Raw genomic sequence first — 23,265 nt, forward strand, 5'->3', positions numbered from 1 at the left:
GAAAGGAAAGATTTTTTAGGTCACTCCTATATAAAAACGATTATGACCTTTTGGCTAGTACCAATCCAGGAAGATATGTGGGATAATATTCAGTATGATGGAGTATATGGATATAAAACGAATCTTAGTAAATATATAAAGAAAGGTGATAACATTATTTTTTACGTCAGCAAGTATTATGCCACAAGGTACGGGGGAAAGATAGTGGGCATTGGGAGAGTTGTCTCCGACTGGTACTATGATGAGACTCCCCTTTATCCTGAGGAGAAGGTCAGAAACAGAGCGGTCTTTCCCCACAGGGTGAAGGTGGAGGTGTGGATCACCGGTGCATGTGATGTAAAGAGCTTGATAGGGAAGGTAAAGTTCGTGGAGGACGTGGTGCAGTTGCCCAAGTACCTGAGGAATGCGCCCGCCAATCTGGGAAGGCCCATCCTTGATTCGGATGCCAAGGTAATGGAGGAGTGTTTGAGACAAACTATGTATGACTGAAACACTCCCTCACCTTTTCAAGGAGTTCGTCATTATCCACTCCCAGAATTCTCGCACTACTGGACCTCAAACTTGAAAGGTCTCTCTCCAGCTTCTCCAGGTCCTCCTCGGATCCAAAGAAATCCCCAGTAACTTCTACCCTACCCTCCACAACCCTGAGGATGATGGTCTTTCCAGCCCTGGACCGGAATATCTTTTCGCAGATCATACTACCTCACAAAGGTCCACTTCTCGTTGGTATATTTGTAACTGAGTTGTTTCGAGAGTTCAATTTCCAGGGTTGTTAGTTCCCCTTCTTCGGCCCTAAATACCGAGACAAACCCTGACAACAGAGCCTTGAGCGCCTCTTCCCTGGAGACCTTCCTGCCCAGAAGGAGGGAAAGATTTGAAACCCTCGAGGAGGGAGTGCCCCTAACTAGCTCCTTTGGTTTGGGAACCCTAATGAGAGACATCAGGGAAAGATCTGTTGCATACATGAACGTGCCGTGGACGAGAACAGCGTTGCCCTTCTGAGCCCCAGCCATTCCAACTACCTTCTTGTCCCTGACCACAACGTCATTAATGGGCACAAACTCTCCCTCTAAGCCCAGCTCCCTTAAAGCTAGGACCATGGCCTCTCCTATCCTCCTGTACACACTCATCATATCCTGTGACCTGACGGCCACGCTCCACGTGATCTCTCCAAACTCATCGTGGAGAGCTGGACCCCCTCCAGTGAAACGTCGAATCAGTGGCACTCCCTTCTCCTTAAGTAGTTCCAGGTTAACCCAGTCATTAACTGAGAGAAACCTTCCTATGGTCAGGGTGGTGGGCGAGAAATTCCAGAACCTAACAATCTCGTCCACAATTCCCTGGTTCAGGAGATGCAGGGTTACCTCGTCCAGGGCCATCTGCCTCTCTCCTGGAGCTCCTGCCTCTATCACGAGTCTCATACCCTGAAGGCCTCCAGATACTTCTCGGGTAAACTGCAACACGCATCGTATATTGTAAGGTTAAATTCCCTCACGACCTTGTGATGGGGATTGGCTATCCTCTGAACAAGCCCCCTCTCCAACACAGTCCTGTCCAGTTCCTCCTTTATGGAGTAGGGTCTCATGCAACCCATACTGGTCCTGCCCCCCATAAGACGGGATCCGTACTCTATTAAAGGAATTATCTTCTTCGCATCCACCTTCACCGCATGAGATGGAGTACCGGGAGTGGGTATCATGACTAAAAAGTTCATGAGATAGGGTTTCAAAGTGGAGACCAGTTCTATCTCCTGCTTTAGATCCTCCTCTGAATCTCTAGGGATTCCCAGCATAAGATGTGGAACAATGTACTCAGGACCGCGCTCTATGAATTCCTCCAGCGTTCTAACGTAGGCCTCTCTTTCCACCTTAATTCCCTTAGCCTGATAAGCGCCTGGAGAGTAGGCAAACTCAAAATCAACAATATCTATCACACCTCTCATTTCTTCAATGGTCTGCCTACTCTGTAATCCGGGATGAAGGTTAAAGACCACGTCCAGTTCCCTCTTAAGTTTCCTCATAACAGGAAGGAATGAGGTGACCGGAAGCTTTCCTTCCCTATCAAATCCTCCACTGACCAGGAAGCCTCTTACCCCACCTGAATAGAGCTTCCTAACGGTTTTCTCAAAGACTTCAGGGGACATTGCCCCTTCCATGGAGGAGATATATTTACTACCGCAGTAAAAACAGTTGAGAGAGCACTGTCCTCCAGTGACGCTAATTGTTGTGAACTTAGATTTTGAGATGAACCCGCCTATCATTCCTTTCTCACCATAATGGGAACATTGTATAGTTTCCCTCTGGGATCCTCGTTATAGAATGGCCTGTCACATGATGGACACCCGGAGGTGAGGTAGGACAGATTCCCGCCATCAAATCCGTGGGATAGGGAGAACCTGATCCTCTGAATCCTTCTGTAGTCCTCTAACCTGGGTGAGGATCTGGATTCCATGGGCGTTCCCTTAACTGGAGTGAAGGCGAAAAGGGCCACCTCTGCTCCCATGGAGTAGAGTTCCTTCATAAGGGAGATGAACTCCTCCTCGTTTTCCCCAAGACCGTAAACTAGATGAACGAAAACCCTTCCCTTTCCAATCACTTCCAGGGACCTCCTCACGAAATCCAGATAATCGCTGAACTTGCCAGGCTTGCCTGCATTCTCCCAGTTTCCCTCAGTGGTGTCCATCCCAACTCCCAGGTAGTCAACCCCTTTCTCCTTCAGTAACTTCAGGTGCTCCGTCGAAATGGGTACTGTAGTTACTGATTTCCTTGTCTTGATTTCGCTCACTATTTTGAGCGTCTCTTCCTGAAAACCAGGCTTAACTACTGTCTGTAAACAGAACCTCTTGAACGTGGAAAGCATATCTTTCACTTCATCCAGTGAAACGTTATACCACTTTACCCTGGACAGGTAGTTCTTGTCCGCGTTATTATGCAGGGATTGGGAACAAAATCTGCACTGGTTTGTACACCCACCCTTCATCAAGGCATAGGCTGTCTCACTGTAACGAATACCCTTCTTAATAGCATAATATGTTCCGGCAGAAAGCAGAACTTCCACGATTCATTCTGACCCCCGAGAGATAATAAATTTCCACCCTCTTGGTTTTATGTACCGCGTCCCATTTACAATCACGAGACCTGTAAGATATTATCATGATGAATATTAAGATCTTAAAACTGTTATTAATATACAGCAGAAATGGTTTAAATCGCGGTGGAAGAGATATCACATGATAATACAATGAAAGTTGTAGTGCTAGGAGGAGGGTTTGCCGGTTTATCAGCCTTAAACTTTTACAGGGATGCCCTAGTAATAGACTCCAAGGAATACTTTCTGCTGACTCACAGACTGGTGGATGTGATTGAAACAGGTAATCCTTCCCTTGCCACAATACCCTATCCCAAGGATATAGTTAAGGCAAACGTGCTAGGTGTGGACTTCAAGGGTAAAGTTGTCAGAACAACTGAGGGAAATTTCAGCTACGATAAATTGATAATTTCCTTAGGTTATGAACAGGATACCTCCAAGGTAAAGGGAAACGTTCAGAAGCTGGAGAACCTAGAGGATGCGCTCACCATAAGGGCCAAACTACCCCATACCAAGAGTGTTGCAATTCTTGGAGGAGGTAATCTTGGAGTGGAGCTGGCGGGGATTTTACGGGAAATGGGTAAGGAAGTTTACCTCATTGAGCTACAGGACAGGCTCCTTTCCTTTATGAGCAAAGAAGCGTCACACTATGCTGAGAAAAAGCTCAGGGAAATGGGTGTTAACCTTCTCCTTGGAACAAAGGTGGAAGAAGTGAGTCCTGAGGGGATAAGCACGAGCAGGGACATGGTGAAGGTGGACATGGCCATTATGGCTGCAGGCCTTCGCGGTCCGAAATTGATTGAGGATCTGGGGCTCAGCAATAGGAATGGAAGAATGCTTGTTAACGAGTATCTACAGTCTGTGGACTACGAGGATGTTTTTGGCGCTGGAGATTGCATGACTACCAAGTCTTTCGTACCCATGTCTGCGCAGGTTGCTGTTCAGTCAGGGAGGACAGCAATAGAGAATGCTCTTGGCCACAACGTCAAGTTCACTTACAAACAGGCTGGAATAGTTCTGCGAATAGGTTCAGAATATTTTGGTGATTTAATGGGTAGATTCGTTAGGGGGTCCATGGCAGAACTTGCTAAGAGAGTTGGTATATACAGGGCTATAAAGATGGTTGAATCCCTTTAGGTTCTCCTTGATGCGACTACGAGAAAATTATCTTCATCTTGAGTTATCGTGTAGCTCATCCCGTTCTTAACGAGAAGGGGAATTATATCCCTCTCCAGCACTGTTCTATCATCCGTGATTATCCTAATCTTAGTTCCTGGTTCCAACTTCTTGAGGGCTGAGTAAAGGGTCAGCTGGGGGACGGAACAACATAGCCCCGTCAGATCAAGCTCCATGAGTAATATTATGGAACTCTAGGTATTAAACAAGCTTATGTTTATCGAGATAGGTCATTGCCTCAATAAGATTTCTCACCTTTTCCACTCTCATATCGTCATAGAATCCAAACCTGTCCAGAAGAAGGGATTCAATCCCTGCCCTCTTTGCCCCAACATAATCCAGTTCATATATGTCTCCTATGTGTATAGCTGGTTGTTCAGCATACTCTAGCGCATATCGGAAAATTCTCGGATGAGGCTTAACCACGCCCACATCGCACGAGGCTATAACTGCCTTGACGTACTTTCTTATACCTAGGGAATCTATCACGTCGTGCATTCTCCTCGTGGCGTTGGTTATCAGAACTACATCAACTTCCTTGGAGTTAAGGTACTCAAGGAATTCCTTAGCGTCCTCGTATAGAAAATAATCCTGGCTTGGGGTGTAATCTCCACCCAATTGCTCAAGGATCTCCCTTGATGGAAATATGTTGAGCTCGTACAGAAGTTCTCCCACGTCTACAGGGTTCAGTCCTAACTGGTTGGGGAAATTGGTCTTTCCCATAACCTTTGATAAGGCCCTGAACACTCCCTTGGCTGACACATTATAACCAGCTTTTCTTAGTCTAACAATTAGTTTTTCAAAGGACATAGGCCTGAATCCAACTAGGGTCTCTCCCACGTCAAGGAAAACTGATCTGAATTCCATAAAATATATAAAAAGAAGAAAGTTTTAAAAATAACCTCTTTAAACTATATAGGCTATATATCTTTATTTAGTTTCTTGAGACTGTTCTAGAACAACGGAATCCTGGGAAACCTCTTCAAGACTCTTGAGCTTAGGTTCCTTGATAGCTATCAAGGTCAGCACTGCCCCCACCACGCTTATCACTGCTAGCATTTCCAGGATTCCCTTTATTCCTAGAGAGGAGAGCAGAGCAGGGAAGTAAAAGGTAGTAATGGCTGCGCCAGTCTTACCGGCTGCCGCTGAGATTCCGTGTCCTGTCGTCCTGTAACTGGTTGGGTACACCTCTGATGGAATAACGAAGGTAGTAGTGTTAGGACCAAAGTCTATGAAGAAGTATGATAGGGCATACAGCGCAAACGCCTGTGCAGAAGGAATCAAGAATCCTTCTAGTTTAGCTCCCTTGGCCACTGCAAGCAAGGAAACTACTCCGTAAAGCACCGCCATCATCATGAAGCCCAAGGTCTGTATTGGCTTTCTTCCAAGCTTGTCCATTAGGGCCACTGCGGTGAAGTACCCAAAGAACCCAACCATGAAGGGAATTCCTGCGTATACAATCTCCTGACCCACTGACGCCGGTTTACCCAACACTGAGGAAACTATGGGACCTGAATAGATACCTGTACCGTAGAATGCTATGTCCAAGATGAACCATGTTCCAGCTGTTCCAAGCAATAACAACCAGTACTTGGAGAAGAACTCGGATACGCTCTTTCTCTGTATCCTAATCCTTTTCGCTTCGGTCTTGGAAGTCTCCTTGGCCACAAATTCAACAGATTTTTCCACGTTATTTACGTCGCCTTTTAAAGCGGAATATCTGGGTGTCTCGGGAACTTTCCTTCTCAAGTATATCACTGTTGCTGCGGGAATTGCTCCCACAAAGGCCATCACTCTCCAGGCCATGTCTGGAGGAAGAGTGAAAGCGGAAATTGCTCCCACTGCCACAGCAACTAAACTTCCAATTCCCTGATTTGCGAAAACCAAGGCCACAAGTTTTCCCCTATCCTTAACGTTGGCATATTCGCTCATTATGGTAGCGGAGATGGGGTAATCTCCTCCTATACCAATTCCCATTATAGACCTGAAGATGATGAGCCAAAGAACGTTAGGTGAGAACGCGGATAAAGCTGCACCTGCAGTGAGAAGGGACGCCTCCACTCCATATACGGTCTTTCTACCAATAAGATCACCTAGCACACCAAAGATCAATTGTCCAATTATGGCAGTAAAGATTGCAGATGAGGCCAAGAGACCCTCATATAAAGGCGTCAAGGTAAAACCAGGCAAATGATACGCATTGAAGATATCAAGGATGGCACCTATTATGAAAAGATCGTAGGCATCAGTAAAGAAGCCCATGCCTGAGGTGTACCAGATCTTGATGTGATTAAAGTTCAGTTTTACATTGTCCAACGATTTAAAGGGTTCCATATCCTTTCTGAGCTACTCTAACCTTGGAAACCTTATATAAATGACCCATATATTTTATGTAATCTATTTAGTTCTATATAGTCTACATAGTCAAGGTTTCACGGTCTAGGTTTAACTGAGTTACATTTTAATTTAATGACGCCTTCTCGATCTCATGGATGTAGGAGTATTTCTAGCTGCGTTGGCCATGGGGACCCTGGAGCTATCTGAAGCGGGGGCAGTGTCGGCGATATATGCTGGAGCATACAAATCATGGATTCCCTACATTTACGGAGCTTTGGGCGTGTTGGTGGTTCTATTACCCACGTTCACGTTGGGAAGGTTCATAGAGTTGCTTCCAATTCAGTATGTTCTGATAGTGGGCGCAATAATATTGGCCTATTTTGGGTACAGGCTCATAAGGAGTGCCAGAAGATCCTTTAAGGGTATTCGTAAACATCACGGGGAAGAAAAGGAAGGAATGGGCGTGGTTCTGGTTGTGGCAATCACTGAGGCTCTGGAGGATGCGCTAGTGGCCTTGGCTTTAATACCGCAGAGCTACTCCTCAACTCTCTTGGGAACGGGGATATCTGCAGTGCTGGTTCTAGGACTAACGGCATTGCTCAAGAATCAGATTGCAAGAATCAGGCTTCCTCACCTCAAGTTTGTTTTATCATCATTGCTCTTTTCACTCGCTTCTCTGTGGATACTTGAGGTTACCCTAGACGTGACGGAATTCATCGTACTTCCCCTGTTTCTCCTGTACCTAGGAGTGAACTACTTGATCATCAAGATCTGACATGCTCCCGGCCTAACAATCCCTACCTCTAATTTTTAATTTATGTAATGGAAGACTGAATAAATGAGGCTAAACAGGGCTTTCTACGATCTGGTAGGTGCTTCGGTGCTTTGGGGAACGATCGGAATAGCGGTACAGGAAGCTTACAGAGTAGGGGCAAATTCCTTTGGGATTGTCCTGTTCAGAACGCTCTTTTCGTGCCTGATATTGCTCTATGGGGGAAACAGGAAAATCCTGCTCAGATGGGAATCTGCCGTAATGGGTATTATAACAGGAGCCTTCTACGAAATCTATGCTTTCACGATAATTCTAGACGGTGCACCGCTGTCATCATTTCTTCTCTATACCGCTCCCCTCTTCGTTATACTGTTCTCCTTCGTGCTGTTTAGGGAAGAATTAAGCCTTAGAAAAGTAATGGGCTCCGTCATCGTCATAGTTGCGCTCTACCTTGACTATCTAGGCACCCCCACACCCGTGGAGTTGATATGGGGGATCCTCTCAGGGATGTCCTATGCGGCGTTAATCTCATTCTCCAAGTTTCTTCAGCTACGAGGTTTCTCAGGTTGGGACGTTCTCAGTGCACAATCGGTCTGGTCACTTCCCCTCTCTCTCGTGGTAATCTTACCCTTTTCGAGATCCGTCTCCCTGGGATCAGTGGCTGGTGGACTCTACATGGCGGTCCTTGGCACCATAATCCCTTATTACCTCTTTTATAGGGGAATCAAGATTATGGATTCCGCAATTGCCACAGTGATATCTGCGCTGGAACCTGTGGTAACAACACTGCTGGCCTATCCTCTTCTGGGACAGATTCTCACGCCTTTACAGATATTGAGCGCAACTCTTATCCTAGCAAGTTCCATTTGGCTTAGCGTATCGAGATGATACCTTAGTGCTTAGGTCCTCTTTTTTAAAACATGTTCGGGTATTATTTCCCAATGAAGAGTGTCATAGAACCCTGGGGAGTTTACATCCCTTTCATTTACGGTGCAATAGCTTACTGGGCCTTGGGAGCATTACAGATAGTTATAGGAGGGAATCTTCACCCACTCTTCATGATGAGTGGGGCCTATCTCTTTTACGTGGGAATGATGTTTAGGCTTTTCGCGCCCGCGAGGAAATATATGGTGGGGCACTTAGTCACGCTGGTACTCTTGCTCTCCCTGATCCCTGTTCTCATTGGAGCTGGAATGGGGGTAGCATTCATGATAATGATGTGGGCCATAGGGGATGTGATGAATTACGGGTCCAAGTTTCCCATTAACTATCTGGTTTTGGTTTCCTCTCTAGCTGGGACTGTATCCTGGTACGTGTTCAGTTTCTTTCACGATTTTTACGTCCTTGAGGTTCCACTCCTGCTTTACGTCCTGGGGGTTAACGTGGGTATTTTCTCTGCCACTCTTGGCGCTAGACCATTGTTGGGCAAGAAACAAATTCCTTTACTCCTAACAATTCTAGCAAGTTACTTCTTTCCTTCACTGATAAATCTCATCACGGTTGTATATCCCTTTCTTCTCATTAGAGGAAGGACTTTAAGGGTGGGAATAAATCTAACTACTCTATCTGCACTACTGAACGTGGGCGCTATCGTCTTTTCAGGAATCTTTGGCCTTTTCGAAGGAGGGCTCTATCCACTTCATTCCTTCACGGTGGGCATAATGACTGTTCTTCTCATGAGTTGCTCAACTTACTCTCTGGCCAGGTATAATTACGGATGGGAATGGCTCATCCCACTCCTTCTTGTGGTTGATCTGATAACCTTTACCGGGATTCCGTGGGTATTGGCCCTACTTTTATATCTCTATCTGGTTAGGAACGCATTGGGCCTATACTCCTTGAAAAATGGGATCTCTTCAAGGTTCATAAGCCAAGAAGGCTCTTCAAAACACCAAAGGCAGCAAGGGATGAAATAATTGCAATAACCGGAGAGGTTAACCATCCCTTCGTAACCTGTTTCAGTTGCGTCTTAACGTCAGGACCATAACTCCTGAAACTTAAACCTAGAATTCCACCCATCACCGTCTGGGTTATGGAAATTGGCACCCCAAACAACGTGAAGATCTCCGATATTATGTCACTCCCCAACAAAGCCGATGTAGCGCTCAGATATCCCATCCTAGTTAGTCTAAAACCAACCACAATTGATGCCTTCCTTGAGCTAAAGTAGATACCGAATGAGGCTGCAAGAGCGTATAGAGGAAACACAACGTAAGCAGGTTCGGAAAGTAATCCCTCTGAGGTTATTATTCCAATAGCATTTGCGCCTGTGACGAAGGAGGTAAATACTGCGGATGAGATGATCAGGAACTTATATATTTTCATTTCCCTTATAATTTTTTTCTCTTTAGTTGTTATCCTCACCAGTATATAATAAAGTAGAAGTGAGGAAACTATCGCCAATAGGGGAGAGAAGGCCCAAGACATGACGGTAAACCAGAACTTCCCCCAGTCAAAAGAGAGCTCCCTGGACAGAATCACCAGTATGGCCAAGGAGGGATAGATCATCTGACTTAAAGACGATGGGATGCCAGAGCGATTGAGATAATAAAAGGAGACCACGGAGGCTAGGAACACGGAGAGCACTGCTATACTGAGATAGGGTTGAACCCCGATAACCGTTCCCCTTATACTGCCAGAAAGGGATATGGCACCCACGGAGACTCCAAGGAACATACTAACGGCGCTAACCAAATACGAATATTTTCTCTTCATGGAGTTGGTGGATATAAGTATGCCTAGAGAGGTTGCAGAATTATTTCCTCCAACCACAAAGGATGAAACCAAACCTACAAGAAATAATCCTAAATTTAATAAATTCATTGAAATTCAGTTCCTGATTACGCCTTGAGTTTTTGAAGTTTAAAGAGTATTGCGTGCCTTATGAAGTCGCTTCTTGATATGGAATTTCTAGATACGCCATTTCTTTGTTTTATACTTTCATCTATCCTCTGAAGTAGAGAGGCGTCAAGCTTGAAAGTGACTGTTTTTGTCTCTTTCCTTATATCTATCTCTATTGTGAATCCCTCACTTTCTCCTTGTTCATCCTTAGACAAATTCATAACCATAGCCATATCTTTGTATAAGCCTTGATAGATAAACCTTTCGAGGCCACTGTCTTTTGAATTGTTTAAATACTTTAAGCCCGAAGCTAGTAAACACTGTACATAATAAGAGTAAAAAAGCTGTATAGTGTAAATACAGTATAGAGGTAAATACCATATAAAATAACAAAAAGAAAAGGTCTCTTAACAGTTTTTATGACCGTAGGCAGTGCAAGAAGTTATTTTAGTTTGCTTCCCTTAACAACTAAAATATTCATCGCATTTAAGCTAAAAGTCAACCTTGATCGCATAATCAAGGGCTACTTATAATATATCGAAAATAATATTGCTTGGATGCCCTTCGTCAAAAAGGCACATCGTATAAGAGTTTGGCCTAACCCTTTGAACAGTGTTCTTAATTTGTTCGCAATGTGCTGTATCCGGATTTAGGACAGCTATCAGGGCCATTCAGGTCTCCATTGCGAATTGAATTCTAGTTCCTTCATTTCTCATTATTCAATGTAGGATTAATTGAGTGGAAACGTCTAGATCGTAAAGAAAACGCTAAATATATGGATATTATTCCATTTCTGCAAAAAATTATCCAAAATGTTGTAGTTATCGGCGATGGCCCAGACGATCTGGAGCAGCCTGTGGGGCGTGTGGCACTTGCCGAACCTCCTCCTCTCCACCAGGGAGTTGAAGGACTCCACCAGGTTGTTGGTGGAGAGGAGGCGCTGAAGTTCTTGAGGAAGGGAGAGGAAGGAGAGGAGACCGCGTTCCACCAGTTCCTTGATCCTGTCAGGTAACTCGGCGAGCAGGCCAGACACGAGGAGGTCGACCTCCTTCCTTTCGTCGCGGTCCAGGCGCCTCTTGACGTGGTTGAGGCAGAGCTGCCTCTTCGCGTCTATTCCCGAGAGCTCAAGCGCGGAGTCCACGGACCTGACCATGTCCGCAACCACGAGCTTGAAGTTGAACTTCCTCCACACCCTTGCAAAAAGCCTCCAGTAACTCCTCGCGTCCTCCTCCTTAGCCAGGAGGAAGTCCAGCACAGCTCTCCTTCCCTCGCGCGTGACGCCCATGGCCACCAGGAGGACTCCCTTCCCTCCCCTGAGCTTGACCCACTTCCCGTCAGCTATCACGTACTGGAAGTCTCCCTCAACCTCAAGCTCAGGGGTCCAGAGCCTCGCGTTCATCTTCCCTCCCAGCACCGAGTAGAACGTGAGCAGCTTCCTGAGCACATCTTCCTCCTCCCTCAGCAACTCCCTCTCAACCCCCGTCCTCACCCTGCCCTTCCCGTCGTACATCACGGGCAACCTCACGCTCATCCACCTGAGCCTGTACTCAATCCTCCTGCCCTCCATCACCACCGAGAAACCAGTTAGGAACCTGTACCTCGCGTAACCCCTCCTCTTGATCCTCTTCCCCCTCGCGTACCTCGGGCTTACCTCCTCCGCCTCCCTCATCGCTAGCTCCTCCACCTCCTCAACAGGTTTATTTATGAGCCAGTGCTTAGGAAATACGGGGTCGAACACGATGTGTACCAACTCCTCCTGGAGTTGGTACGCGGGTTCGATAGTTAGCTTAGTCATGGTATGACATCGTGTTCGGCCCCCTTAAAGTATTACTGAAAATGATAGATTGATTTTGATCATCCCACGTAGATTAACTAATTACAATTCGCAATGGAAACCTGAATCGCCCCAGCTATCACACCAACTATAGATTTAGGTAATGCTGTATTAATTACTGCGTCCATGTTAGAAACCATCTTAATAGGCAACGTGACTTTGCGCTCAAAACCATGTGTATTTAACATTTCTCGAACGTGAGGCGCTATCTGGATCACTGCCATAGTAACACCATGTATTCAATATCTCTAATCATCCATTTAAGCTTTTCTTACTAGATAGAGCTAAATTCTAGAAGATTAATGTTCTGTTTTCTATTATCTAAATCGCAATCATTTCTATATAAGTCTTCATGAATAGAGCGAAGCGAGTCGTCATTCTAACTGAATATCTCCGGGAAAAGTTTTTATGCTTTCATGAATTAGGAGAAATCATGTCAGACACATCAAACACGAATAACAAGGAAAACAGGACCGTTACCATAAGGGGGATCGATTCCAAACTCTACGAGAGGTTAGTGAATTTAGCCCGCGAGACAGGTAAAACTGTGGGAGAGGTCACGAATCAGGCCATTGGAAACTTTCTAAGTGCAATCTCCGAGGCAGAGATGATTACCTCCAACGTAAAGGATGGCATAAAGAGTACAGGTAAAGCCTTCATAGATGGATTTAACGAGTCTAAGAGAAATGTTCTGGTTGTGTCCAACATTGGGGAAATAACAGTCTTCAAGTCTGAAATAATATCAACAGGTAGGCCAGTTTCATTCAGGAACATAGGAAAACTGATACTGCCGGATATTGATCAGGATACCCTGGAGAGATACGTTGACTCCATCATTTCCGTTGACGAACTTGTTGTCCCGCCATCCATCAACAAGTTAATGATAACAAGAAAGGCACGGTTTGTTAAAAGGATAACACAGCAACAATAATAGGCATCGAAGATCTTCTATAGCAACGTGTTTCTCGTTCAGGCCTTCAAAGTTGCATAAAGGGTCTCTATACTTAGTGTTGCCTCTTCCATGTAATCAAGAATATCATCCATGAAAATGATTACGTCCTTGAACTGGAGGATGCTGATAACGTCAGCAATGCCCTCAGAATCATACAACTTCTGTATCAGAACGTCCTTGATGTCATCTCCGTTCCTTTCCAGTAGCTGGATCTCCTTCCCGATCCTTATTGCCTCCTTCATGTCGGTTTTCATGTAGGAAATCATCTCGGTGAGTTTCTCCCCACCTTCAATCACTGTGGAGAGATAGGTTAGAAGACCGTCGCTTAAGGCCTTCAGTAACCCTTCATTGGGTTTCCTGGAGGAGATTGCCCTCCCTGAGTCCTTAATGGCCTTTATGGTGTTATAAAGCGCCTGATTCAGCATCATCATGGACTCCTTGAAGTCTGGGAGGAAAGCCTCCCCATAAAGCATGGATACTATCTCCTCCCTTATCATGGCAACCCTTTCATAGATCGCCTTTATTCTAATGACCTCGGACATTACGCCTTCCCTGTCTCCCTTGATTACCTTTCTCACAAGTTCGTTCAGCCTCAGGATGGCATCATTAATGTTTTTGGTCATTTCAAGAGTTTTAGAAAACAGTATCTCCTCCTTGTTAATGGTGAACTTAATCATCACGAATACTATTTTCCTTTGATATTAAAACTATTACCTTTCTTCTATGGGAACGTACCTTTTTCCTAGATCTCCTACGTAGATGGCCTTGGGTCTTATGAGTTTGTTATCCTTCAGGTATTCATCCACGTGAGCCGTCCATCCAATAACCCTGGCTGAGGCGAAGATCGTGGGGAAGAGATCCGGGTCAAAACCCATTGAGTAGAACACAAGCCCAGAGTAAAAGTCTACATTGGGGTAGATTCCCCTCCTGCCAAGTATCTTTATCCCTATTTCCTCAACCTTGTTCGCTATTTCAAACAGTCTTTTGATCTCCTCAGTCTTGGAGAGCTGGGTTGCGTATTCCTTGAGAATCTTCGCCCTAGGATCCATGCTCTTGTAGATCCTGTGCCCGAACCCCATCAATCTCTGCCCTGAACTGAGCTTATTCATCACATACTTCTCCACGTTATCAGGAGTACCAATCTCCATGAACTGCTTCAGAGCCTCTGAGTTGGCTCCCCCATGAAGGGGACCCTTCAGTGCAGATATACCAGCTACAACTGAGGAGTAGATATCGGAGAGTGTGGAGGCGACAACGAGACATGCCATTGTTGAGGCGTTCATTTCATGATCCATGTGTAGCATTAACGAAACATCCATGATCCTTGAGTCCGTGGGAGATGGTCTCTCGCCTCTTATCATATAAAGGAAGTTCTCAGAATGGGAAAGTGAGGGGTCCGGTTCCACGAACTCCTGGTTTCTTTTTGTCCTCTGAATCAAAGATATTATTGTAGGGATCTTTGCAGTCATCCTTATTGCCTTCCCTATGAGGTCTCCATCACTTCTATCTTCCAGCCCCATCATGCTCACGGCAGTCCTGAGTATATCCATTGGGTTACCTGACTTTGCGGTCCTCTTCACGAAGTTAGAAATGTCTTCGGAAATGGACCTCTCCTCAGCTAACCTGGACTTGAAATCTTCTAACTCATGCCTGGTGGGTAACTTGCCATACCAAATTAGATATGCAACCTCCTCGAAATTGGAGAAACTGGCCAAATCAAATATGGAGTAACCCCTGTAGTAAAGTCTACCTAGCTCACCGTCAATATAGGTGATGGAGGTCTCCTTTATGGCAATATCCTCAAGTCCTTTCCTTAACTCCAAGTTTCATTTCCCTCAGCTTATTTAACGCAAGGGCTTTATCTTTTTTCTCTAGCTTAGCTTGCGTCACAAACTCTTCAAGGGTGTGAATGACCTCAAAGGCGATCTCCCTGTGTACAGAGAAGGGGACCCCATCCTTCCCACCTATTGCGAAGGCGTACTTAAAGGGATCAAAGGGCACGTTAACCGGGTCGTTGTACGAAGGTGGTTCATTATAGATTAGATCGGACACCAAACTCAAAGCCCTCATGGTGGAGGGACCTACACCCAAGAGGAGAGCTTCCTCAAGATTTGCGGGTGAATACTCCCTCACTTCGTGGAGAACCTTCACAACCCTCTTCACATCAACGGGCTTCATGTAAACTATCCTTGCCTCAGCGGATATGGCCCCAGTGGTTCCAAGGCTAACCCAAGAGTCCAGAGATGTACCCTTAATCATAGCCATGGACCTGAGATACTCCCTCTCTATCTTGATGGGGTCTTCCCTCAGTAGATCCATGATCACCTTTTTCGCGTTAATGGAGTCGTGAATGTTCAGCACAGCTTTTTCCCTTTGTCCAGCTAACCCCTCGCGTTTCTCGTCAACCGGGTTACGCACTGAACTCCAGTGATATCTCCTGGCAAACCTCGTGGTGGGGTTCATTCCCTGCTGAATTATTGCCCACTTACCCGATTCCGATACCAGAAGGGAGTGATGATATAGCTCATGGCCGTCCTGGAGAAGGGTGGTATCGGTCTTGGCAACCAGTTTACTGATCCTGATAAGTCCCTGAGAGTCCACGTTGAAATTGAGTGGAAGGGTGGCCAATTCCTTAGGAACATTTAGGGAGTTCTTTCCCTTTCCTCCAGTCACAGCCAACCCATCTTGAGCGGGGCTAATTACCTCCTTCAGTATGCCCAGGGTGACTGTGGTCGAACCAGAGGAGTCCCAGTCCATACCTATTACGTTATTGAAACCCTGAAACCAAAAAGGGTTGGATAACCTTTCGACTACCTTATCTGGACCCCACTCAAGAAGCATTACATCTACAATAGCTCTGGACAGCCTCTTCATTATAGGGATAAGCCATTGGGGAACTCTGCCGTAGTGAAGCGGTAAGTCACTGATGCCTGTTATCTCCATGAAATATTTATTAGCTACACTAATTAAAAACCATGATATTGGGAGCTATCTCTGACATACACTCACCAAGATTCCTCAACGATTTCTTTATAGCCTTCAGGACGGCGCCACCATACGATCTATACATTCTAGCCGGAGATCTGGTAGACAAGGGTAAGGTTCTCCATTTCGATCCCATCTACAGGTTATTGTCCTCCAAGCGAGTGATAGCTGTATTTGGTAACGACGACTTTAGAGATTTGAGGGCTGAGTATAGAAGGCTCTACCCCAAGATAGTCTGGCTTGAGGAAGAAGCCACTTCACTGAGGATTGGGGATTCCACACTTTACTTAGTGGGAAGTGAAGGGGTAATTGAGAGGCCCACCAAGTGGCAACTAGAGAGTGGAATAGGCAGGGAATTCTATATGAAGAGGAAAGAGAAGATTGAGGACCTCCTCTGCAGAAAGGAAGGAGACCTGACTGTTCTGATCACCCACTATTCTTCCGCCTATGAGACAGTGAAGGGTGAGAAAACCTGGGCCTATCCTGAGCTTGGCTATCCCCTGATTAGGGAGATAAAATGCAAACCGGACATCGCAATACATGGTCACGCTCACAAATCAGTGGTCACTCACGCTAGAGTGGATAGAGTGGAAGTGTATAACGTTGCATTACCGGCAAATAGAGGGTTTACCACAATAAAAATCTAAAAAGGTTACACTCTTTGATCTGGGGGTAGTTCCTCATACTTCTTGAACATCAGGTACCAGGCTTTTGCATTGGGTAACTTCATCCTCATTTCTGCTTCCATGAGTGTAGTTGGAGCTCCAACCACAACCTCCTTCCCAGGTTCCCAGTTCACGGGAGTGGAGACCTTGGCCTTATAGGACACTATTAGAGCCTTGGTTATCCTGATTAACTCTTGCATGTTCCTCCCAGCTTCTATGGGATATTGGGCCATGAACCTTATTGTTCCTTGCGGATCCACTATGAAAACTCCCCTCACTGTGAGTCCAGAATTCTCCTCAACTAGATCCAGCAATCTCGACAGTTTCTTCTCCGGGTCAGCTATAACGGGGAAGGGAATTTTCAGGCCATATCTCTGCTCTATATCAGTTAACCAAGCAATATGGGAGTAAATACTGTCCACGCTCAGGCCCACTAACTGTACACCTAGCTTCTCAAATTCCGAGTAGTTCCTAGCAAACTCGGCGAACTCAGTTGTGCAGACTGGTGTGAAGTCCGCAGGATGAGCGAATAGGAACAACCATTTACCCTTTCCAAATATGTCCTTGTAAAAGTCTATCGGACCAGCTGTGGTCATAACTTGAACGTCTGGGAATTTTTGATATACTTTGACCATTTTGACACCTGCACTAATTACTGCCTAGAAGGTTAAATTGTTGTCGCTATTAACTAGAAGTTACTTTTTGTAGAGATTCAACATACTACTCACTAGACCTCTTCAACGAGGCGCACAGTGTAGCATTGGGGTTTACTCCATATTGTTGTGTATTTAAGGAGTCTTTAACGTGAAATACACAACAAACTGGGCTAGTCCCGCATTAGCATGTTTTTAAGGTTAAGGAAATTCGTGCTATGTTATCACGTCGTAGGACGAATTTATACGGATTTGACCACAACTTGAACGAGACGAATAAATTTATTTCATTTTAGATCGAATTCATGGAAACTAGCTATATTTCGTTTAAATCTCAAAACTTGTTAATGTGCTGTTTTTCTCTCATACTTTACCAGACCTTCGCGTTTTATCACATCTACCACAACTCTTGAAACCCAATCTATGACTGGTCCCTTTATTCCCAACCATCTCAGAAACCTATAGAACACGGGAATTCTTAGGGACGCGCCAGCGGCCAGAGGGTGACCCCCACCACCTAATCCCACCGCAAAACGTCTCACGTCTATGGTGTTGCTCCTGAAGGAAACTGCCTTCCCGTTAGCTGAAACGAAGATATCTGCACCTGTCCTCGTCATGAGAAATTGGGAGGCGTAACTTATATCGGGTGGACCTTTCCACCTTATTGCGACTACTACCTTCGCCCCCTCCACATCCAACACTTTAACGTATTTCCAGATCTTCTGGTATCCTTTCAACTCCTCATCTATTCTAGTTTCCAGAATTCTCTGGAACTCCTCATTCCAGAGGGTTCCACCATAGAAGATCTCAAGTAGCCTCTTTTTCCATTCAAAACTTCTATCATTCTCAACTATCCTTCTCAGCTTTTCTCCCAGCGGATCATCGTGAAGCCATATATCCACGGAACAGTCAGCTGAGGCGAGCCTCTTGGATATCTCGTCATCGGGATTCATTACCTTATTAACCACTCCAGCCCCGCATGTGGTTACGTCGTGATAAACCTCAACGCCCACTTCCTTCAATTTCGATTTCCACTCGTCCTTCCAGACATGATGGTCAAACCATTGAATGGTAGCACCTTCGCCCTTAAGTCGCTTAACAGCTTCAACCAGGGAGGGAAAGGTTGATTCGTTAATTCCTAGATCCGCTATCATTATCTTTGAAACTCCCCTTAGCTCCAATTTTGCCAGAACTTCGTGAAGTTTCGTTGGTTCTGTGAACCAGACATTTTTGGGTAAGGAGTTAACTGCCCTAGCGTAAACGCTGGCGGAGGCAGTTCCATCAAAGTCGTTGTGCACAATGGCGTAATAGTCCATTTTCTCAGGTCAGGTTTCACTGGTAACCATTACTTAAAAGTAATTCCTTGAGTGGAGGTTATCTTCCCTTTATAAAGAAAGTCCACCTGCCTCAGAGTTGCATAGTAGTCAAATTCCGTTATAGCTGATATCCCGTCGGTTGGTACAACAATGTTATACCACCTCAATGCAGCGCTCCCTGCTGTATGGAGAACGCATATGTTAGCCACAGTTCCGGTCACCACCAGAGTATCTATACCCTTAACCTGAAGATAATAATCTAGGGAGGTTCCGAAGAAGGCGTCATATCTCAATTTTTTAACAACGTAGTCATCTTTCTCGGGTTTCAGTTCGTCCACAATCTCTGCTCCCCAGGATCCAGCAACAGCATGTTCTCCCCATATCTTAAACTCGGGATCATCTTTTAGGTGCCAGTCCTGAGTATATATGACGTGAGCACCTGAATCCCTTGCCTTGGTAATCAACTGCTTTATGGGAGAAATTGTGGACTCGGCGTCAGGCACATAGAGTTTCCCCTCCTTCCTTACAAAGTCATTTTGCATATCCACAACTACAACTGCACTTTTTGCGGGATCTATGGATAAGCTCTTTAGAATAGGAATTTCAGGAGTTAGAATCTCCTTTCTCACAAATGAAAAACAGAATGCGCGTTAAAAAAGATCCCGGATTTCATACTTCATACCTTAGCGCCACTGCTGGTTCGATCCTGGAAGCCCTATAGGCTGGTATAATTCCGGCTAATAGGCTAAACAGGACGGTAATGAGTATTACCTCAGCCATGAAAGTGGGCTCAAATACTGGGGTAATATGAGCATTTATTCCAAGCCCTCCGGACGCAGCAGCGCTTCCTCTTCCGGCCCCGGGTCCTCCAGAATCTGTAGCTGAAGTGAGAAGGTATCCCATGCCAACTCCCGCTCCTATGCCTGCCAGTCCGCCAAGTAGACCCATGAGGATAGCCTCTGTCACAAATATGACCATGATACCCCTTCTAGTGAAGCCTATGGCCCTTAATACTCCTATTTCCCTTGTTCTCTCCACCACCGTGGTGAACATGGTACTCAGGATCCCCACGAAGGCTACAATGAAAGATGAGGCACCGGCAACGAAAAGAAGACTGCTAACCGCAGATAGCGAGTTATTTATGAGGGTAATGAATTGCTCCACAGATGTGACGCTCACTGACCTTCCAAGTTCATTATGTATTTCGGTAACAACATTGTTCACTTGAGATACGCTACTTGCTTCAACAATTAAACCGCTGTACTGATCCCCGTAGTACTGAGAACCTACTATATTTTGCACAACTAGTGCCCTGTCTATGTCCGCAAAGGCGCTACTGAATTCGTTGAAACTTCCCGTGACCAAGAAGGTCTTTGTGATCTTCCCGTTAGGCGTATTCATGACCACTGTTATGGTCTGACCCACTTGATATGTGGGCTGTCCGGGGTATTGGGGATGAGCTATGTAATAACCGACCACAGCTCCATAAGATGAGTAGGGTGAGGGATATTGGCCTTCCTGCAAAGTTAATCCGGGGAACACCTCGGAAGCCCGACCTGTACTAATGGAGAGAATCTCTGTAGCCTCCGGACCGCTTGGGGTTTCAATTGTACCAGAAATAAGATAAAAGGGAACTACAGCCTTAACACCCGGCATATGGGATATCTGTTGCACGGTATAGGATGTAATCACGTTAGTACCTGGCGTAACGAAGATGTCCGTGGGAGAAAGACTAGAGAAAAGCTGATGGGTTAGGACTGAGGAAAATCCTAGGGTTAAACCCGTCAATCCCACTACTATGGCTGGGCCTATTAGAATACCTAAGATGGTGAGACTGGTCCTCAGCTTCTTCGAGGTTAAGGCTTTAAAGGAAAAGCTTACAACATCTGAAAATTTCATTTCTTTCCCCTCCTAAGTACTAGGAGGATGGCTAGAACTATCACGACTATTAGAAGAACGAATATCACTATATCTGGTAAGAGGGAGTTGCCACTTCTTCTGAAATGTCTGAAGTTAGCTAGCGTGGTAGCGTTAAAGTGAGTTGCAGATGGCGAGAAACTGAGGGTATAAGTCAGGTTATGAGGTTGATATATGGCATCTTCGTAGGATACTACTATCTTGATCTCGTGAGTTCTTGCAGTGGAGGAATTCCCTCCCGTGAAGGGTAAGGTCAGCGTGGTCGAGAAGGGAGTGGGGCTGTTGGGTGGTACGCTCCCTATGTACGTAGAGTTACCATTGACGTAAACCGTGACGAAATTGGCAGATGCTGTACCAAAATTATCTAGAACTCCACTGACTGTTAGAGAACCATTGGAGAACGTCACTGAAGGCTGTTGTAGCACTAGGTCCACTAGACCTGTAGCTATCAACGAGAAATTATAGCTTTCACTGATAACTCCACTTCCAGGCAAGAGATACTGGACCTGCACGGATAGAGGTAACGGAGTGGTCGATGAGACTGTGGGTAATAGACTTAGGGTTACGCTATAACTCTTTTCTGGGGAAAGAGTACCAATATCCACTGTGTTTTGAGATATGGAAAACTCGGATGAAGGCCCAAATAACTTTAGTACAACGTTGTTAAGGGGAGTTTGGGCAGTGTTTATCAGCTTAACTGTTACATTATTAATTGTACCGTAGAAGACCTCCGTTGGGGTTATGGTGACGCCTACGATATTTTGAGCTGGAAGCACGTTTATTGGGATTGTGTAAGTAACGCTCTTGGTCACCCCCTCATAATTGTAAACTAGGGTTAGTGTGGCTGGATAGGTCCCGGCTCCAACTCCCTGGGCAGATATCGTGAAAACTATTGTGGCGTTAGCGTTAGGACCCAAGTTTAAGGTCTGATTTGAGAATCCCACAACACTGAGACCTGCTAGCCTGAGACTGGCGGAGACGGATGATATTGACACTGGATCGTTGTTCACCAAGGTGATGGGTAGTTCAGCCTGAGTTCCCTGATATATGGTAACGTTACTGAAGGACACAAGAAGTTGGCTCTGCGGGTATACGTACACTGGGATCTGCGACTTCACCTCATGATATCCATAGTTACTGAAATAACTCACGACGAAGGGTATCTCGTGATATCCAGGTGTGATGTTCTGTGCCAGGGTAATAGTGAAGGGTACTTGAGCATAGTTTACGCCCTGTCCAGATGCTGATAGAGTGGGAACAACATATGTGTCGTAGGTTGCACTTACTCCCGTTGGTGGAAGAATCGTCACATTAACATCTGAGATGGGGTAAGGAAGGGGATTGGTAAGCAGAAAAGTTAATGTGGCACCTGTTGTTCCAGGAGTAGCCAACGTGGACCAAGTGGGATCTGACAAGGTTGGTACTGCATTATAGTAACTTACCTGTACGAATGTAGTAACAGTTGTTTCTTGCTGTTGTCCAAACAACTGATACGTGATGGCAAATGTGACAGGATATGCTCCAGGTAGCAGGGTCTGCGGAACCTGGAATGTATAGTTGAAACTAGAAGTTCCCTGAAATGTGGTGGGTGTGAAGTTAGAGCTAATGAGAGTTAAGCTGGTCTGCGGGGTTACGGACTCAATATATGCGTTAAAAGAGGAGTTTACCCTTAACGTGATGGATACTAGAGAGGAGGGTGTGGCTGAAGCGGAGGTAGCGTAAAAGGTTAACGGCGTTTTTGGATAGATGGTGAGAGTTAAGGGTATGTTAACCAGCGTTACGTTAGCATTACCTGAAGTTATGTTAGAGTTTGTGGCATAGTACCTGTAGCCCAGATAGTTGGTGAATGTCACCGAGTAGTTGAGGGTGTAGGTCCCCGGGACTGCCTTCTGGGTAACGTTGACCATTTGAGTTGATTGAAGAGTTTCCTGAGGGGGAATTGAGGGAATAGTGAACGTAAGGAAGTTCTTGCCTGTTTCGCTCATCAAACCAGATGGAAGGGTCAAATTTACCAGAACATTATCTACTGTGTTACTTGAGGGGTTTGAGACGGATACTGTGATTGGTGTAACCCCCTCTCCCGTGACCAGTGGTTGAGATACCTGGCTGGTTCCGCCCTGGATTCCCACGGGAATTGGGAAATCGACTGCAGATACAGGAATTTCAATGTTGAACGTTTTACTTTCAACACACACCTGGTCCGCTATTGGGGCTCCATAGTTAACCGTAACCTTAGCTGAATAGTAACCTGGGGACGCCGAGCTAGATACGGTTAGGTAGAAAACAGCGAGGTAGTAACCACTTCCCTGAGAAACTCCTGCCTGATTCCCGCCCACTGCAGTGAAGGGGGAACCAGTGGGAAAGGAAATGGATGCGCTCAGTGGAGTGGCAGAGTCGACTGCCCCTATCTCGACATAGAATGGAAAATCAGTGTAACCTGGGTAAGCGCTTACCGTGGAACTTGGGCTACCCCAACCATATCCCAAGATGGAGACCGTGGGGGTAGCTGGATTGGCAGTGACGATAAAAAATGATAAAGGAGATAAGAATACTACCATAAGTAGTAAAACTATCAAATTTTTCATAGTCGGTTATTCGATATGCCTTTTATAAGACTTTTCCATATACTCCTGTTACATCCTTTATAAGACTCGTTTACCTTATGTGATGATGTAGAAGATCTCCAAGGTTATTACGACCCAGAGAAAGAAGCCTTAAACTCATTCTGAC

The 23,265-nt window shown here is 45.5% G+C and carries 25 protein-coding genes; 7 read left to right on the top strand and 18 right to left on the bottom strand.

The genetic code is table 11. The features are described 5' to 3' along the window. The first annotated feature begins 42 nt into the window (after positions 1 to 42). Positions 43 to 489, top strand: coding sequence for an EVE domain-containing protein (locus QVC96_RS11960; RefSeq protein WP_238025134.1), 447 nt, complete (start codon positions 43 to 45; stop codon positions 487 to 489). Here the strand turns inward: QVC96_RS11960 and QVC96_RS11965 are convergent. Genes QVC96_RS11965 through QVC96_RS11980 form a run of 4 tightly spaced genes read right to left on the bottom strand, consistent with a single transcriptional unit; the run spans position 476 to position 3,057 of the window. Beyond that, positions 476 to 697 carry a hypothetical protein gene (locus QVC96_RS11965; RefSeq protein WP_238025127.1) on the bottom strand — a complete coding sequence of 74 codons (222 nt, stop codon included), beginning with the start codon at positions 695 to 697 and terminating at the stop codon, positions 476 to 478. The two genes, QVC96_RS11960 and QVC96_RS11965, sit on opposite strands and share 14 nt — an antisense overlap. A 1-nt stretch (position 698) precedes the next feature. Continuing rightward, complete coding sequence (locus tag QVC96_RS11970) at positions 699 to 1,421, bottom strand: lipoate--protein ligase family protein (RefSeq protein ID WP_287689394.1); 723 nt, start codon at positions 1,419 to 1,421, stop codon at positions 699 to 701. Further along, complete coding sequence (locus tag QVC96_RS11975; RefSeq protein WP_287689395.1) at positions 1,418 to 2,260, bottom strand: radical SAM protein; 843 nt, start codon at positions 2,258 to 2,260, stop codon at positions 1,418 to 1,420. Before QVC96_RS11975 ends, QVC96_RS11970 begins: the two co-directional genes overlap by 4 nt. Next, positions 2,257 to 3,057, bottom strand: coding sequence for a radical SAM protein (locus tag QVC96_RS11980; RefSeq protein WP_287689396.1), 801 nt, complete (start codon positions 3,055 to 3,057; stop codon positions 2,257 to 2,259). The genes QVC96_RS11975 and QVC96_RS11980 overlap by 4 nt, the downstream gene beginning before the upstream one ends. Positions 3,058 to 3,240: 183 nt before the next feature. On the opposite strand from QVC96_RS11980, the gene QVC96_RS11985 reads away from it, so the two are divergent. Further along, a complete protein-coding gene (locus tag QVC96_RS11985) occupies positions 3,241 to 4,224 on the top strand; it encodes an NAD(P)/FAD-dependent oxidoreductase (RefSeq protein WP_287689397.1) in 984 nt (327 codons plus the stop codon). On the opposite strand, the gene QVC96_RS11990 is transcribed toward QVC96_RS11985, so the two are convergent. From QVC96_RS11990 to QVC96_RS12000, 3 genes are all read right to left on the bottom strand, one after another. Beyond that, positions 4,221 to 4,439, bottom strand: coding sequence for a sulfurtransferase TusA family protein (locus QVC96_RS11990; protein ID WP_238025084.1), 219 nt, complete (start codon positions 4,437 to 4,439; stop codon positions 4,221 to 4,223). The genes QVC96_RS11985 and QVC96_RS11990 overlap by 4 nt on opposite strands. A gap of 25 nt (positions 4,440 to 4,464) precedes the next feature. After that, on the bottom strand, positions 4,465 to 5,130 hold the full coding sequence (locus tag QVC96_RS11995; protein ID WP_287689398.1) for an HAD family hydrolase: 666 nt from the start codon (positions 5,128 to 5,130) through the stop codon (positions 4,465 to 4,467). 63 nt (positions 5,131 to 5,193) lie between these two features. Next, positions 5,194 to 6,597 (bottom strand): MFS transporter, encoded by a 1,404-nt coding sequence (locus QVC96_RS12000; protein WP_287689399.1) that lies wholly within the window; start codon positions 6,595 to 6,597, stop codon positions 5,194 to 5,196. 154 nt (positions 6,598 to 6,751) lie between these two features. Between QVC96_RS12000 and QVC96_RS12005 the strand changes: the two genes are divergently transcribed. The 3 genes from QVC96_RS12005 (at position 6,752) to QVC96_RS12015 (ending at position 9,288) form a co-directional block, all read left to right on the top strand. Next, positions 6,752 to 7,375, top strand: coding sequence for a hypothetical protein (locus QVC96_RS12005; protein ID WP_287689400.1), 624 nt, complete (start codon positions 6,752 to 6,754; stop codon positions 7,373 to 7,375). 63 nt (positions 7,376 to 7,438) lie between these two features. Then, a complete protein-coding gene (locus QVC96_RS12010; RefSeq protein ID WP_287689401.1) occupies positions 7,439 to 8,260 on the top strand; it encodes a DMT family transporter in 822 nt (273 codons plus the stop codon). A gap of 53 nt (positions 8,261 to 8,313) precedes the next feature. Continuing rightward, the gene (locus QVC96_RS12015) at positions 8,314 to 9,288 is read left to right on the top strand and encodes a hypothetical protein (RefSeq protein ID WP_287689402.1); all 975 of its coding nucleotides are present in this window, start codon (positions 8,314 to 8,316) and stop codon (positions 9,286 to 9,288) included. Here the strand turns inward: QVC96_RS12015 and QVC96_RS12020 are convergent. The 3 genes from QVC96_RS12020 to QVC96_RS12030 form a co-directional block, all read right to left on the bottom strand. Then, entirely contained in the window at positions 9,236 to 10,195 is a 960-nt protein-coding gene (locus QVC96_RS12020; protein WP_287689403.1) for an inorganic phosphate transporter, read from the bottom strand. The two genes, QVC96_RS12015 and QVC96_RS12020, sit on opposite strands and share 53 nt — an antisense overlap. Before the next feature lie 17 nt (positions 10,196 to 10,212). Further along, positions 10,213 to 10,428, bottom strand: coding sequence for a ribbon-helix-helix domain-containing protein (locus tag QVC96_RS12025; protein WP_238025064.1), 216 nt, complete (start codon positions 10,426 to 10,428; stop codon positions 10,213 to 10,215). Positions 10,429 to 10,961: 533 nt separating this feature from the next. Continuing rightward, the gene (locus QVC96_RS12030; RefSeq protein WP_425597956.1) at positions 10,962 to 12,008 is read right to left on the bottom strand and encodes a transposase; all 1,047 of its coding nucleotides are present in this window, start codon (positions 12,006 to 12,008) and stop codon (positions 10,962 to 10,964) included. A 472-nt stretch (positions 12,009 to 12,480) separates the two neighbouring features. Between QVC96_RS12030 and QVC96_RS12035 the strand changes: the two genes are divergently transcribed. Further along, positions 12,481 to 12,978: a hypothetical protein gene (locus tag QVC96_RS12035; RefSeq protein WP_287689404.1), complete on the top strand. Its 498-nt coding sequence runs from the start codon at positions 12,481 to 12,483 to the stop codon at positions 12,976 to 12,978. A 38-nt stretch (positions 12,979 to 13,016) separates the two neighbouring features. Here the strand turns inward: QVC96_RS12035 and QVC96_RS12040 are convergent, their stop codons facing one another. From QVC96_RS12040 to QVC96_RS12050, 3 genes are read right to left on the bottom strand one after another with little or no spacing between them, the layout of a single operon-like run. Then, the gene (locus QVC96_RS12040) at positions 13,017 to 13,676 is read right to left on the bottom strand and encodes a DUF47 domain-containing protein (protein WP_287690498.1); all 660 of its coding nucleotides are present in this window, start codon (positions 13,674 to 13,676) and stop codon (positions 13,017 to 13,019) included. A gap of 33 nt (positions 13,677 to 13,709) precedes the next feature. Next, positions 13,710 to 14,822: a citrate synthase/methylcitrate synthase gene (locus QVC96_RS12045; protein WP_238025061.1), complete on the bottom strand. Its 1,113-nt coding sequence runs from the start codon at positions 14,820 to 14,822 to the stop codon at positions 13,710 to 13,712. Then, a complete protein-coding gene (locus QVC96_RS12050) occupies positions 14,800 to 15,942 on the bottom strand; it encodes a DUF763 domain-containing protein (RefSeq protein ID WP_287689405.1) in 1,143 nt (380 codons plus the stop codon). Before QVC96_RS12050 ends, QVC96_RS12045 begins: the two co-directional genes overlap by 23 nt. A gap of 32 nt (positions 15,943 to 15,974) precedes the next feature. Here QVC96_RS12050 and QVC96_RS12055 point away from each other — a divergent pair, with 32 nt between their 5' ends. Further along, a complete protein-coding gene (locus QVC96_RS12055) occupies positions 15,975 to 16,631 on the top strand; it encodes a metallophosphoesterase family protein (RefSeq protein WP_238025059.1) in 657 nt (218 codons plus the stop codon). A 5-nt stretch (positions 16,632 to 16,636) separates the two neighbouring features. Here QVC96_RS12055 and QVC96_RS12060 read toward each other — a convergent pair whose 3' ends face one another. From QVC96_RS12060 to QVC96_RS12080, 5 genes are all read right to left on the bottom strand, one after another. Beyond that, on the bottom strand, positions 16,637 to 17,284 hold the full coding sequence (locus QVC96_RS12060; RefSeq protein WP_287689406.1) for a peroxiredoxin: 648 nt from the start codon (positions 17,282 to 17,284) through the stop codon (positions 16,637 to 16,639). A 362-nt stretch (positions 17,285 to 17,646) separates the two neighbouring features. Beyond that, positions 17,647 to 18,618: a DHH family phosphoesterase gene (locus tag QVC96_RS12065; protein ID WP_287689407.1), complete on the bottom strand. Its 972-nt coding sequence runs from the start codon at positions 18,616 to 18,618 to the stop codon at positions 17,647 to 17,649. Between the two features lie 29 nt (positions 18,619 to 18,647). Beyond that, positions 18,648 to 19,247 (bottom strand): cysteine hydrolase family protein, encoded by a 600-nt coding sequence (locus QVC96_RS12070; RefSeq protein WP_287689408.1) that lies wholly within the window; start codon positions 19,245 to 19,247, stop codon positions 18,648 to 18,650. Between the two features lie 40 nt (positions 19,248 to 19,287). Next, complete coding sequence (locus tag QVC96_RS12075) at positions 19,288 to 20,517, bottom strand: ABC transporter permease (protein ID WP_287689409.1); 1,230 nt, start codon at positions 20,515 to 20,517, stop codon at positions 19,288 to 19,290. Then, entirely contained in the window at positions 20,514 to 23,120 is a 2,607-nt protein-coding gene (locus QVC96_RS12080; protein WP_287689410.1) for a COG1361 S-layer family protein, read from the bottom strand. Before QVC96_RS12080 ends, QVC96_RS12075 begins: the two co-directional genes overlap by 4 nt. Positions 23,121 to 23,265 lie beyond the last annotated feature (145 nt).

The organism is Metallosphaera javensis (ex Sakai et al. 2022), assembly GCA_021654415.1.
Taxonomy (GTDB): Archaea; Thermoproteota; Thermoprotei_A; order Sulfolobales; family Sulfolobaceae; genus Metallosphaera; species Metallosphaera javensis.